The organism is Kitasatospora sp. NPDC088861 (assembly GCF_044750105.1).
Lineage (GTDB): Bacteria > Actinomycetota > Actinomycetes > Streptomycetales > Streptomycetaceae > Kitasatospora.
On record NZ_JBIVJF010000043.1, the window covers coordinates 26,146 to 39,138 of the forward strand.

Sequence of the window (12,993 nt, forward strand, 5' to 3'; positions counted from 1 at the left end):
CTATGTAGACCGACCGACATATTCTCCCCACGTCCCGCAGGCCCGCCCGTGCACAGGAAGTCGGACCCGCCGACTTCCTGTGCACGGTGGCATGGCGGCACTGCGGCGCTGCGGCCCCCACCAGGGAAATATGTAGACCGACCGGCATATTTCTTCTGGGCCACGATTCCGGCCGCGCGAGAAGTCGGCAGGTCCGACTTCTCGCGTACGCCGAACCGCTCCCATTCCCCAGGCTCTCGCCGCTCCGTGCATGTGCGGCCGAATATGTAGACCGACCGATATATTTTTCCGTTTCACAGGCCGCCCGCCCGCAGGCCCCGCCGCGTGGCGAAGCCGAGGGCGAGCCACCCCGCACAGGAAGTCGGGCAGGTCGACTTCCTGTGCGCACTGCGGGCGCGATCGAATCTGTAGACCGGTCGGTATATTCACTCCGGAGCCGACGGCGCGAGCCCGCGGGCAAGGCTTTACGGCGCACGTTCCGCGGTTCCGCAGGGGCGGGGGTTCAGCGCAGCAGGTGCTCCAGCTGGTCGAGGGCGGTGGGCAGGTCGCGGGGGCGCAGAGCGCCCGGGGGGCGGCGGGGGCCGGTCCAGCCGGGGCCGGCGGTCAGGACGACGGGACGGGTGCGGGCACCGTGGGGGCCCCAGGTGGTCTCGGCGACACGGCGGGCCAGGGCCCGGTCGGCGGTGCGGGCGACCTGGGACCAGAGCAGGACGGCGGGCGGGCCGGTGCGGCGGACCGCTTCCAGCAGGGCTTCGGTCGGCAGTGCCGGGCCGAACATCCGAAACGGCAGACCCCGTTCGGCCAGCCCCGCAGCCAGCGCCTCCAGCGGCAGGGCATGCAGTTCGGCGGGCATGCCCGCGAGCAGGACGGCCGGACCCTGCGGCGGCTCGACCCGGTCGGCGGCGCGGCGCAGAGCAGCGGCGACGTGCCAGGACAGCAGGTGCTCGACCTCGACGTAGCGCTCGCCCTCGGCGGCCCACTTGCGGCCGGCGGCGCGCAGCGCGGGCATCATCACCTCGGTCCAGGCGGCGACCGGGCCGAGGGTGTCGACGCTGTGTCGCAGGATCCGGGCGAGCTCGGGGGCGTCGAGGCGAACGGCCGCGCGGGCCAGCCCCCGGCATTCGGGGCGGACGGTGCCGACGGGCAGGGCGTTCCCGCCACCGGGGGCTGGCCCGCCGGCAGCCGGCCCCGACGGCTCGGGCGGCCCTGACGACCCTGACGCCTCGGAGCTCTCTGGCGGCCCGGACGGTCCTGGAGCCTCGGCGGCGAGGGCGAGGCGGGCGGCCTCGGCCGGGGTGACGCCGCGGGCGGTCAGGCGGCACATCTCCGCCAGGACGGCGACGTCCCGAGGGCTCCACTGGCGGTGGCGCCCGGGGTCGCGCCGGGCGGGGCCGATGCCGTAGCGGCGTTCCCAGGAGCGGACGGTGGTCGGGGAAACGCCGAGCATGCGGGCGAGGGCACCGGTGGTCAGGCTGGCCTGGGCCGGCGGCCGGTCGGCGGAGGCAGCCGCGGGGACGGGGACCGGGACGGGGACGGGCACATGCGTGAGCCTATGCGGGACAGGCCGGGGCAGCGGGCGTCGCGGATGCGGACGGCAAGCAGGGCTCGTTCCCCGGAAGCCATCGGCGCGCGCAGGAAGTCGGACCCGTCGACTTCCTGCGCGCACCACGACCGCGGGGCAGAGGAATATGTAGGTCGGTCTACAGATTTGGCAGGCAGGTGCGGGCGCGGGGCTGTGCCGGGTGGGGTGGGGGGTCGGCGAGTTGGGTGCGCAGGCGTAGCAGGGCGTCGCGGATGCGGGTCTTGACGGTGCCGAGGGGGGCGCCGAGGGCTTCGGCGGCCTGGGCTTGGGTGCGGCCGCCGTAGTAGACCAGCAGCAGGCATTCGCGCTGGACGTCGGTGAGGGTGGCCAGGGCACGGCGGACCCGTTCGCGTTCCCGGCCGCGGTCCAGGTTGCGTTCGACCTGGTCGGCGACCTCGTCGAAGACCGGGGTGTAGGCGCGCAGGGCGGCGGTGCGGTCGCGGTCGGCGGTGGCCTGGGCGGAGCGGACCCGGTCGACGGCGCGCCGGTGGGCGAGGGTGAGCATCCAGGGCAGGACCTCGCCGCGTTCGGCGCGGTAGCGCGCCGCCTCCCGCCACACCTGTAGGAACACCTCCTGGGTGACCTCCTCGGCCTGGGCGTGGTCGCGCAGCACCCGTAGCACGAGGCCCAGGACGGTTCCGGCGGTGGCGGCGTACAACTCCTCGAAGGCCCACTCGTCGCCGCCGGCCACGCGTGCCGCCAGGGCGCGCAGCCCGGCCTGTCCGCCGCCGCCCGGGGGTTCGATGCCGGGGGGTTCGGTGCCGGGCGTCTCGTCTGCCGGGGGCCAGGGTGCCGGGGGCCGGGGTGCCGGCCGGTCGATCAGTGCGTGCACACTGCGACCGTCTCGGAGCGGCCACCGCCCGGGCTACTCGCATCGTTTGCGCATCGCTGTGCCCGCCCGCGTGCTCCCCGGGCTGCCGCGGTGGTCCGGCCCGTCTGGCCCGTTCGACTTCGAAGCGTTGTGAGCCGCGTCACTTTCGCGGTGGCGGTGCAGCAGAGCGGTGCCGGGGGCCGTCATGGGGGCGAAGGTGACGGCGGAAGAGTGAAGAGAGCGAGGGCGGCGGGTGAGGCTGCGCAGGGCCAGTCCCGGGATCGACTTCGTCGAGTTCGTACAGCAGCGTTCGGGCGCGCTGTTCCGGACGGCGTACGTGCTCACCGGGGACGCGCACACCGCGGAGGACCTCGTCCAGGAGGCGCTGGAACGATCCTGCCGCAACTGGCGGCGGGTGGCGGCCGCGGAGGTGCCCGAGGCGTACGTGCGCCGGATCCTGGTGAACCTGGTCAACGACCGGTGGCGGCGGCTGAGCCGCTCCGGCGAGCGGCCCGCCGCGGCGCCCGGCCCCGAGCGCGCCGACCCGCGCGACGCCTACCGGTCGGTGGAGTTGCGCGCGGAGCTCGTCGCGGCGCTGCACACGCTGCCGATGGGGATGCGCACCGTGGTCGTCCTGTACTACCTCCACGACCTGGGGGACCAGGAGATCGCGCAGACGCTGGACATCTCCCCCGGCGCCGTGCGCTCCCAACTCGCCCGCGGCCTCGCGAAACTGCGGTCCGCACTGCCTCGGCAGGACGTCCCGTCCGCGCCGCCGACCTCGCGCGGAGGTGCGTGATGACCCGCTTCCCGTCCCACGATCCCGGTCGCGACGCCGACCACCCCGACTTCGACCCCGACCCCGACCCCGACCCCGGCTCCGACCCCGACTTCGACAAGGAACTCCTCGCCGCCATGACCGCATTCGCCGACAACACCCCGGCCCCCGTCATCGACGCCCTCGCCATCCGGCGCACGGTGCGCCGTCGCACCGTGCTCAGCGGCGCGGTGGCGGCGGCCGCGGTGGTCGCCATCGGCACGGGTGCGGCACTGCTCGCGCCGGGTTCGGGTCCGTCGCCCTCCGGCGGCCTGCCCGCGGGCCCCGCGAACGCCTCGGCGCCGACGTCGTCCGGCACACCCTCCCCCGGCGCGCCCTCCGACACGCCCGCGCCCGGGCCCTCGATGGCCTTCGGCACCCCCACGCCGCCGCCGATGCAGCCGACCGACGGGGTGCAGGTGAGTGTGCCGCCGCTCGCCAACCTGGCCAAGGACGCGGCCATCAGGGCGCTGGAGACGGCGGGACTGCGCTACGAGGTCCACGAGTTCACCGACTGGAACGTGCCCGCCGGGTCGGTCATCAACTCCGAGCCGCAGGCCGGCCGCACCACACCTGCGCACTCGACGGTCCAGGTGTTCGTCTCCAAGGGCAGGCCGGGCCGCTGACCGGCACTGCCACGTCCAACGCCGCCACGCAGGAGGCGAGTTGACGATATCCTCCGGCCTCCCGCCACGCGGGCGGCGAAGGGGCCGGGCGAGGCCGTGCGCAGCGGGGTGGGCGGGCCGTGGACTGGGCCGGCCGGGTGAGGAGCGACGCGGTGGCGGCCCCCTGCCCCGGCCCCCCTGCTGCGGGCCTCACCTGCGGCGATCTAGGGTGCAGGCATGATCTCCTCACCGATATCCGGCCCCGACCAGGCGATGCGGGTGCTGATGGAGGGCAATGCCCGTTTCGTCGCGGGCAGCCCGGAGCACCCCAACCAGGACGCCGGGCGCAGGGCCGCCCTCGCCCCGGCGCAGCGGCCCTTCGCGGTGCTGTTCGGCTGTTCGGACTCCCGGCTGGCGGCCGAGATCATCTTCGACCGGGGGCTGGGCGACCTGTTCGTGGTGCGGACGGCCGGGCACGTCACCGGGGCGGAGGCGCTGGGCAGCATCGAGTACGGGGTGAGCGTGCTGGAGTGCCCGCTGGTGGTGGTGCTGGGGCACGACTCGTGCGGCGCGGTGGGCGCGGCGATGGAGGCGCTGGACCAGGGGCGGCTGCCGGGCGGGTTCGTGCGGGACGTGGTGGAGCGGGTCACCCCGAGCGTGGTGTCGGCCCGGGCCGCGGGCATCGAGGACCCGGACGGGATCGTCGACGAGCACATCCGCCAGACCGTGGACCTGCTGCTGGAGCGTTCCCAGCTGTTGGCCGCCAAGGTGGCCGAGGGCGCGGCGGCCGTCGTGGGCCTGTCCTACCGGCTGCGCGACGGCCAGGCCCGTACGGTGGCCGCTCGCGGTCCGGTCAGCGCCGCGTTCTGACCGCCGGCCCGTACGGGTGCTGAACCCGCCCGTACGGCCGAATCGGCGTGTCGGACCGAGCCGACGCGTGCAGGGCCGTCCGGCGTAGGGCCGTCCGCCCCCGCCGGGGCCGGGAACGCCGTGTCCGATCACCGCCAGCGCCCCCTCCCGGGCGGGGGCAGAGTCGGAGACCGGCAACGGTTTCCCACCCAAGGACGGCATTCCCGTGCACAAGGCCACCGACCTCAAGGTTCTCTACTTCGGCACCCCGGTGGTGCTGATCAGCTCGCGCAACGAGGACGGCGGCGCCAACCTGGCGCCGATGTCCTCGGCGTGGTGGCTGGGGCAGTCCTGCGTGCTGGGCCTCGGCAACACCGCCCAGACGGCCGTCAACCTGCGGCGCGAGGGCGAGTGCGTGCTCAACCTGCCCTCCTCCGGGCAGGTCGACGCCGTCGACGCCCTCGCGCTGCTGACCGCCAACCCGGATCTGACCGAGCACCGGCGGCAGCAGGGCTACCGCTTCGAGCGGGGCAAGTTCGCCGCCGCCGGGCTCACCGAGCAGCGGTCGGAGCTGGTGCGGGCGCCGCGCGTCGCCGAGTGCCCGGTCCAGCTGGAGTGCCGGTTGGAGGCGGCCGCGCCGCTGGCGGGCAACCCGCACTGCACCGCCTTCGAGGTCACCGTGGTGCGCGCGCACGTCGAGGAGCGCCTGATCGTGCCCGGTACGGACCACTACGTGGACCCGCTCGGCTGGGATCCGCTGATCATGAAGTTCTGCGAGTTCTTCGGCGACGGGCGCCGGCTCGCCCCCTCCCGTCTCGCCGAGGGCTGGCAGATGCCGGGCCGCCTGCCCGCCGGTGCCCGGGCCTGACGCCCCGCCGCGGGTCCGCGAGCTCCCGCCGCCCGCCCGGCCGTCCGACGAGCCGCTCGCCTACCCGACCGCCCGCCCGGCCGACCGCCTAGTCGGCCGCCGCGGCGGGCACCAGGTCGTGGAGCAGGAAGTGGAGCTCCGTGTCGTCCGTCGACTCCACCCACAGCCCGTCGGCGTCGAGCACTGAGGCCGCGACCATCCGCGCCTCGGCGACGAGTTCGGGGTGGGAGTCGAAGCCCGGCCACGGCAGGACGGGGAAGTCGTTGTCCTCGCCGAAGCGCCGCACCCGTTCGATGTCGCCCAGGACGGCGGGCGGCAGCGACTCGTTCGCCCAGGACCACAGCCAGGTCTGCCGGGCGAGGCTGACGCTGCCGATCATCGTGAGCCGGCCGGTGAGGAACACCTCGCTCTTGCGCGACCACTTCCTCCTGCGCGACCAGGTGATCCGCGCGTCGTCCATCGACCAGTGGTACTGCACGTCACCTGACAGTCCGAAGCGCTCGACCATGAGGGCCTGCCGCGAGTGGGCACGTTCGCGGGCCGCGATCACGACGCCCTCCCACCGGGAGTGGTCGTGCTTCGAGTGGTCGTCCACCGTGCCTCCTCGTACGGAACTGCCGGCAAGATCATCCCATCCGGCCTGCTGCTCCGTCCGGGCCCGGCGTGATCCGCAGGAGAGCCCCTACGCGCTGGCGCCGCAGGAGTCGCAGATGCGGGTGGCGGGCAGTTGGAGGAAGCAGGAGGGGCAGATCGCCGGGGGGCGGGGCGGGGTGGCGGCGGCCGCCTTGCGGTTGACGGCCGCTTGCAGGCGCGGGGCCAGGGCGGGGGTGCCGCCGTCGGCGGGCAGCTGGGCGCCGAAGTGCCGGTAGCAGGCGAGGCGGGCGGCGGCGGCGTGGTGTTCGCGGTCCATGTCCGCTGCCAGCGGCGGCTGTCCGGCCACGGCCAGTACTTCCTGGTAGCCGACGCCGACCATGCCGTCGGTGGAGTGGACCACCAGTGCGGTCAGCGGCGGGTCCCCGCGGCGGTGTGCCTCGCGCACCACCAGGGCCAGGACTTTGCCGATCCAGGTGCGCTGGTGCACCCGGGTGCGCACTCCGGCCGCCTCCTGCACGGTCTCGGCCAGTTCGGAGTAGGTGATCACCGCGTGGTAGCGGCGGGCCACGTCCACCAGGGCCGGGTAGGCGGCCCTGGTCCAGGCGACCTGGGCCTGGGTGGAGCTGACCGCCGAACCGTCCGCGACCCGCCAGTAGCCGCGCTGTTGCTGTTCCATTCGACCGCCCCTGAAACCTCGTCCGCCGGCCCCCGCCGGGAGCGAGGCTACCCCGCCCTCCGGCGCCTCGGGCCGCCGGGGGCTTGACTTCAAGTGCTGTTGAAGTCGTCGAATGGGTCCCGACCGCAGCCGTACGGGCATCGCGGTCGATGCCCCGCCCGTACGGAACGACCCGGGTCCGGGGCCGCCTGCTTCCCGATCGTGCCGCAGGCGGCCCCGGACCCGTCGTCGTCCGCCGGCCCGCCATCCGCCACGGGGCGCAGGCCGGGCGTCACCAGCAGAGCCGGGCGACGGGCTCAGGCCGCGGCTTCGGCGAGGGTGTGGGCGACGAGGGCGTTGGCGTGGCCGTGGCCGAGGCCGTGCTCGGTCTTGAGCCAGGCGACGAGTTCCATGTGCTTGCCGAGCGGGGAGGCGCGGATGAGGTCCTTCCACTCGGCGACGGGTCGGCCGTACTTCTTCTCGATGGACGGGAAGTAGCTGGCGGGGCCCTTGGCGGGGGTGGCGGTCATGGTCGGTACGCCCTTTCGGGAACGGACGGGAACGGATGCGGTCGCGGTCTACACAGGTAGGACCGCGACCGCATCGTCAACTCATCGCCCAGCCGAAGTGATCTGCATCACACTCCGACCTTGCGCTTGGCCCGCCGTCCGGCGACGGGGGCGAGGGCGGGGTCGGCGTTCCAGGCGGCGACGGGGTTGCCGAGCCAGCGGGTGGTGCCGGGGACGTTCTCGCCGCGCATGACCAGGGAGGCGGGGCCGACGGTGGTGCCGGCGCCGAGGGAGGAGTTGAGCAGGACGATGGAGTGCGGGCCGGTGGTGGAGCCGGGGCCGAGGTGGACGGGGCCCAGGCGCATGACCCGGTCGTGGAAGAGGTGGGTCTGCAGGACGGTGCCGCGGTTGACGCTGGCGCCGGCCTCGACGGTGACGAGGTCGCTCTCGGGCAGCCAGTGGGTCTCGCACCACACGCCGCGCCCGATGTGGGCGCCGAGGCTGCGCAGCCAGGCGTTGAGGTAGGGCGTGCCGGTGATGCTGGAGCCGCCGAAGGGCATGGCGAGTTCCTCGACGAAGCTGTCGTAGAGCTCGTTGCGCCACACGAAGGTGGACCACAGGGGGTGCTCGGCGACGCGGAAGCGTCCGACGAGGAGCCACTTGGCGGCGGTGGTGACCAGGCAGGCGACGACGGCGGCGCCGATGAGGACGAGGCCGGCGGCGGCCAGGGCGCGCGGGAGACCGTAGTCGTCGCGCAGTTCCTGGAGGGTGGCGAGGACGAGGTCGCCGAGGAGGGCGGCGAGGACGATGGGCAGCAGGCGGCACAGCTCGACGCCGGCGCGGGCCCACATCAGGCGCCGGGGCGGGTTGTAGGTGCGGGCGTCGCCGCCGGCGGCCGCGACGCGCGGCAGGGCGAAGGCGGGACGGCCGAGCCAGGAGGAGCCTTCGGGGGCGTTGACGGGGGTGTCGGACAGGACGCCGACGAGGGAGTTGTCGGGCAGTTGGCGGCCGGGGCCGACGATGCCGGAGTTGCCGACGAAGGAGCGGCGCCCGACGTGCGAGGGGCCGATGTGCAGCCAGCCGGCGCGCAGCTCGTAGGGGGCGACGAGGGTGTCGTCGGCGAGGAAGGCGCCGTCGTCGACGCGCATCAGGCCGGGCAGGGCCAGGACGGTGGAGGCTTCGACGCGGCGGCCGACCTTGGCGCCGAGCAGGCGCAGCCACACCGGGGTGAAGAGGCTGGCGTAGAAGGGGAAGAGGGTGCGCCGGGCGGTGTCGCTGAGCCGGGTGACGGCCCAGGCGCAGAAGGCGACGCGGCCGTGGGCGGGGTGGAAGCCGGGGCGCAGCGGGATGGACAGGAGGCGGACCGTGGTCGCTATCAGCGTGGCGTGGCACACCAGGGTGAGGGCGGCCAGCGGGATGGTGGCGGGCAGGAGTTGGAGGAGGGCCGCGGTGAGGGTGCGGTCGCTGTCGACCATCGTGAAGACGATGGCGAGCGCGGGGAGGGCGGCGATGATCGGCAGGAGGCCGAAGACGGTCAGGCCGACGCCGTAGGCGAGGTTCCAGAAGCGGGAGCGGGGGGTGGCGGCGGCCGCGGGCCAGGTGGTGCGGGCCTCGGTGGAGGGCCGGGCCGGGGAGCCGTGCCAGTGTTCGCCGGCGGGTACGGCGCCGGTGACGCAGGAGCCGGGGGCGATGTCGGCGCCGGCGCCGATGCGGGCGCCGGGCATGAGGGTGGAGCGGCCGCCGATGCGGGCGCCGTCGCCGATGTCGATGTGGCCCAGGTGGAGGGTGTCGCCGTCGAGCCACCAGCCGGCGATGTCGGCTTCGGGTTCGACGGTGGCGCCGGCGCCGATGCGGGCGAGGCCGGTGACGGGGGGCAGGGTGTGCAGGAGGACGCCGGCGCCGATGCGGCAGCCGAGCGCGCGGGCGTAGCGCAGGGCCCAGGGGGTGCCGGCGAGGGCGCCGACGCCGAAGAGGGTGACGGCGCGTTCGGCGGCCCACAGTCGCAGGTGGGCCTGGCCGCCGCGGGGGTGGCTGCCGGGGCGCAGGCGGGCGGTGAGCAGGCGGGCGGTGCCGGCGGCGAGGAGGGTGCGGCCGGGGGCGCTGTAGAAGAGGAGGAGGCCGGCGGCGACGGGCCACCAGGAGCTGTGCGGGGCCCAGCTGAGGTGGTTGCCGATGAGGTTGTCGAAGGCGGTGAGGGCGAGGATCCAGCGCAGTCCGGAGATGCCGAAGACGCCGAGCAGGATGAGGGTCTGCCACAGGCCGGCGCTGGCGGGGGTACGGCGCACGGTGCGGACGGGGGCGGGGGTGGGGGTGCGCGCGGCGCCGCCGGTATGAGGGGGGCCGGCGAGGTTGTCGAGGTAGTCGGCGAGGTCGCCGAGGACGGGGTGGGCGTAGAGGTCGGCGACGGAGACGCCGGGGTGGCGGGTGCGCAGTTCGGAGACGAGGCGGGCGGCGGTGAGGCTGGAGCCGCCGAGGGCGAAGAAGTCGTCGCCGTGGCCGGGGGCCATGCCGAGCATGCTCTCCCAGCGGCCGGCGAGCCAGCCGGCGGTGCCGTCCAGGGGGGCGGCGGTGCCGGGGGTGGCGGTGCCGGTGGTGGCGAGCGGCCAGGGCAGGGCGTTGCGGTCGACCTTGCCGGACGTGCGGGTGGGCAGGGAGTCGACGAGGGCGAGGACGGGCACGAGCGGGGCGGGCAGGCGTCCGAGCAGGTGCTGGCGGGCGGCGGTGAGGTCGGGGGTGGTGCCGGGCTGGGCGACGAGGTAGCCGACCAGCAGGTCGGCGCCGGCGGGGCTCTTGCGGACGGCGGCGGCCGCGGCGCGGATGCCGGGCAGGGCCTGGAGGGCGGCGTCGATCTCGCCGAGTTCGATGCGCCGGCCGCCGAGTTTGATCTGGTCGTCGGCGCGGCCGACGAAGACGAGGCCTTCGGGGTCGTTGCGCACGAGGTCGCCGCTGCGGTAGACGCGCGGGGAGGCGAGGGCGGGGTGGGCCCTGAACTTCTCGGCGTCCTTGGCGGGGTCGAGGTAGCGGGCGGTGCCGATGCCGGTGATGAGGAGTTCGCCGGTCTCGTACCAGGGGACGGGGTGGCCGGCGGCGTCGACGACGGCGATCTCCCAGCCGTCCAGGGGGGTGCCGATGCGTACGGGCTGGCCGGGGAGCATGTGGGCGGCGGTGGCGACGACGGTGGTCTCGGTGGGGCCGTAGGTGTTCCAGAACTCGCGGCCGGGGGTGGCGAGGCGCTCGACGAGTTCGGCGGGGCAGGCCTCGCCGCCGACGATGATCAGGCGCACGGCGTCCAGGCACTCCTGCGGCCACAGGGCGAGCAGGGTGGGGACGGTGGAGATGGCGGTGATGCGGCGCTCGACGAGCCAGGGGCCGAGGTCGGTGCCGGCCTTGACGAGGGAGCGGGGGGCGGGCACCAGGCAGGCGCCGTGGCGCCAGGCCAGCCACATCTCCTCGCAGGAGGCGTCGAAGGCCACCGACAGGCCGGCCAGGACGCGGTCGCCGGGGCCGAGCGGCTGCTGCTGGAGGAAGAGGCGGGCCTCGGCGTCGACGAAGGCGGCGGCGGAGCGGTGGGTGACGGCGACGCCCTTGGGGCGGCCGGTGGTGCCGGAGGTGAAGATGATCCACGCGTCGTCGGCGGGGGTGGGCCAGGCGGGGTTGCCGCGGGGCTCGGCCCCGGAGCCGGGGGCGAGCCGGCGTTCGGCGCCGAGGACGGCGCACACCTGGGCGTCCTGCCAGATCATGTCGGCGCGCTCGTCGGGGTCGTCGGCGTCGACGGGCACGTAGGCGGCGCCGCAGCGCAGCACGGCCAGGATGGCGACGTACAGGTCGGCGGTGCCGGAGGGGATGCGCACGCCGACCCGGTCTCCGGTGCCGATGCCGTGCCCGGCGAGGACGCCGGCGAGGGTGTCGACCTCGTGCATGAGGGCGCGGTAGTCGAGTACGGCGGTGCCGGTGTCCAGCGCGGGTGCGTGCGGGTGGGCGTCGGCGGTGGCGGTGACGATGTCGAGCAGGCTGCGGGGGTGCGCGGGCCGGACGGCCGGCCAACCGGCGGCGTGGGCAGGCCCGGGACGGTTCAGCGTTCCCGGTCCTGCCATGTCCTGGCGTGCGTCCATAAGGAGTGTCCTCGGCTGGGAGTAGTCATAAGGATGAATGCGGGGAGTCACCTTGCGTGGTGCCTCACTCACCATGACTCGACTGGGAGCCCGCTGGATGCCGTGAAGGTGGAGTCAAAGGAACTTTTCATTTTCGGCGACATATGGGGGCATCAGGGAACGATTCGAAAGTCATTTCGGGGTTTTTCGATCGCTTTCGGTGGCGAAGGGTAATCGCCGGAGGCAGGAGGCATATGACGGGAAGGCGAAGAGTGGTCTACGCCATAGCGGCGGGGACGCTACCGGTAGTGAAAGCGGACCCACCAAATCTGGAGGTTTAGCGATGATGGTGGCCGGATCCCGCCGGTGGCCGGCCGGGGGCGGGGGCGGCGCTTCCGGTAGCCCGACCGGCGGCGCGGAGGGCAGTGCGGAGGGCGGCGCGGAGGGCGGCGCGGGGCTCGTCTGGTACGCGGCGTACGGGTCGAACCTGCACGCCGCCCGGCTCGCCTGCTACCTGCGCGGCGGCCGCCCCGACGGCGGCGCGCGCACCTACCCCGGCTGCCGCGACCGCCGCCCGCCGCGCCGGGACGTGGCCACGGTGCTGCCCGGCACGCTGTACTTCGCGCGGGAGTCGGCGGTGTGGGGCGGCGGCAGCGGCTACTACGATCCGGACGCACCGGGTGAACTGCCTTGTCGGATCTATCTGGTGACGGCCAGTCAGTTCAGTGACATCGCCGCCCAGGAGATGCACCGCTCCCCCGGCGCCGACCTCGACCTCACCCGCGCCCTCGCGCACGGACGCGACCAACGCGGGCCCGGCCGGTACGAGACGCTGGTGCACGCGGGCGCACTGGACGGGCACCCGCTGCTGACCTTCACCGCCTCCGAAGGCCTGGCCGGCGCCGCACTCAATCCACCCTCGGCGCCCTATCTGCGCACCCTGGCCGCCGGCCTGGCCGAGTCCCACGGCTGGAGCACGCGCCGCTGCGCCGACTACCTGGCCTCCCGCCCGGGCGCCGCCGGGCACTGGAACGCGGCGGACGTCCTGGCCGTACTGGGCGGTGGTCTGGACCTTTAGGCGTTGTTCACCCCGTGGTGACCGTACGGTGACAACTACACGGGTTCCGGCCACATCAGGCAAAGGAAGCGCCAGGCCACCGCACGGGTGAACCGGCACTTCCCGCCGGCGGGTGGCGGCGACCGGCGGCGGCCACCCGCCGGCTTCGTCAAAGGCGGTTTTAAGATCGCGCCCTTCAGCTTGAGCGTTGGCCGTGGAGGAGGAGAGGGACGGCGCGGTTGGCGAGGGCTTCGGCGGCGCGGGCGGCCTGGGCGGGGGCCATGACGTCCGGGAGTTCGTAGGCGGGGACGAAGCGGGCGCCGAACAGGCCACTGCGGTGCCGGGGCGGGACGGTGAGGCGGGCGGCGGCGTGCTCGGTGACGGTCCCGCCGTCGAAGACCAGGTTGAGGCGCTCCAGGTAACGGTCGGCCGGGGTGAAGTCGACGGCCAGGACGTCGGCGAGGCGCAGGTTGAGGCCGGTCTCAGCGAGGAGGTGGCGGGCGGCGGCGAGGTTGGGCGGCTCGTTGGGCTGGGCGGCGCCGCCCGGGAGGATCA

General features: G+C 74.5%; 12 protein-coding genes. 5 read left to right on the plus strand and 7 right to left on the minus strand.

What is annotated here, in order from left to right:
• Nucleotides 1–502: 502 nt before the first annotated feature.
• Both ACIP37_RS35870 and sigK read right to left on the minus strand, forming a co-directional pair.
• The gene (locus ACIP37_RS35870) at nt 503–1,447 is read right to left on the minus strand and encodes a MerR family transcriptional regulator (protein WP_400845269.1); all 945 of its coding nucleotides are present in this window, start codon (nt 1,445–1,447) and stop codon (nt 503–505) included.
• A 253-nt stretch (nt 1,448–1,700) separates the two neighbouring features.
• Entirely contained in the window at nt 1,701–2,327 is a 627-nt protein-coding gene (gene sigK, locus ACIP37_RS35875; RefSeq protein WP_400810530.1) for an ECF RNA polymerase sigma factor SigK, read from the minus strand.
• A gap of 325 nt (nt 2,328–2,652) precedes the next feature.
• Here sigK and ACIP37_RS35880 point away from each other — a divergent pair, with 325 nt between their 5' ends.
• From ACIP37_RS35880 to ACIP37_RS35895, 4 genes are all read left to right on the plus strand, one after another.
• A complete protein-coding gene (locus ACIP37_RS35880) occupies nt 2,653–3,192 on the plus strand; it encodes a SigE family RNA polymerase sigma factor (RefSeq protein ID WP_400845272.1) in 540 nt (179 codons plus the stop codon).
• On the plus strand, nt 3,192–3,836 hold the full coding sequence (locus ACIP37_RS35885) for a PASTA domain-containing protein (RefSeq protein WP_400845254.1): 645 nt from the start codon (nt 3,192–3,194) through the stop codon (nt 3,834–3,836). The genes ACIP37_RS35880 and ACIP37_RS35885 overlap by 1 nt, the downstream gene beginning before the upstream one ends.
• A gap of 216 nt (nt 3,837–4,052) precedes the next feature.
• Nucleotides 4,053–4,685 (plus strand): carbonic anhydrase, encoded by a 633-nt coding sequence (locus ACIP37_RS35890; RefSeq protein WP_363586774.1) that lies wholly within the window; start codon nt 4,053–4,055, stop codon nt 4,683–4,685.
• A 205-nt stretch (nt 4,686–4,890) separates the two neighbouring features.
• Nucleotides 4,891–5,532 carry a flavin reductase family protein gene (locus ACIP37_RS35895; protein WP_363586773.1) on the plus strand — a complete coding sequence of 214 codons (642 nt, stop codon included), beginning with the start codon at nt 4,891–4,893 and terminating at the stop codon, nt 5,530–5,532.
• 88 nt (nt 5,533–5,620) lie between these two features.
• Here the strand turns inward: ACIP37_RS35895 and ACIP37_RS35900 are convergent, their stop codons facing one another.
• The 4 genes from ACIP37_RS35900 to ACIP37_RS35915 form a co-directional block, all read right to left on the minus strand.
• Entirely contained in the window at nt 5,621–6,127 is a 507-nt protein-coding gene (locus ACIP37_RS35900; protein WP_400845257.1) for a DUF6882 domain-containing protein, read from the minus strand.
• 87 nt (nt 6,128–6,214) lie between these two features.
• Nucleotides 6,215–6,802, minus strand: coding sequence for a hypothetical protein (locus tag ACIP37_RS35905; RefSeq protein WP_063352909.1), 588 nt, complete (start codon nt 6,800–6,802; stop codon nt 6,215–6,217).
• Nucleotides 6,803–7,098: 296 nt separating this feature from the next.
• Nucleotides 7,099–7,311 carry a DUF4287 domain-containing protein gene (locus tag ACIP37_RS35910; protein ID WP_063352910.1) on the minus strand — a complete coding sequence of 71 codons (213 nt, stop codon included), beginning with the start codon at nt 7,309–7,311 and terminating at the stop codon, nt 7,099–7,101.
• Between the two features lie 107 nt (nt 7,312–7,418).
• A complete protein-coding gene (locus ACIP37_RS35915; protein ID WP_400845260.1) occupies nt 7,419–11,402 on the minus strand; it encodes a Pls/PosA family non-ribosomal peptide synthetase in 3,984 nt (1,327 codons plus the stop codon).
• Between the two features lie 322 nt (nt 11,403–11,724).
• Here ACIP37_RS35915 and ACIP37_RS35920 point away from each other — a divergent pair, with 322 nt between their 5' ends.
• Complete coding sequence (locus tag ACIP37_RS35920; protein ID WP_400845263.1) at nt 11,725–12,459, plus strand: histone deacetylase; 735 nt, start codon at nt 11,725–11,727, stop codon at nt 12,457–12,459.
• Nucleotides 12,460–12,634: 175 nt separating this feature from the next.
• On the opposite strand, the gene ACIP37_RS35925 is transcribed toward ACIP37_RS35920, so the two are convergent.
• The coding region (locus ACIP37_RS35925; RefSeq protein WP_400845266.1) for an NUDIX domain-containing protein at nt 12,635–12,993 on the minus strand (359 nt) is incomplete at its 5' end.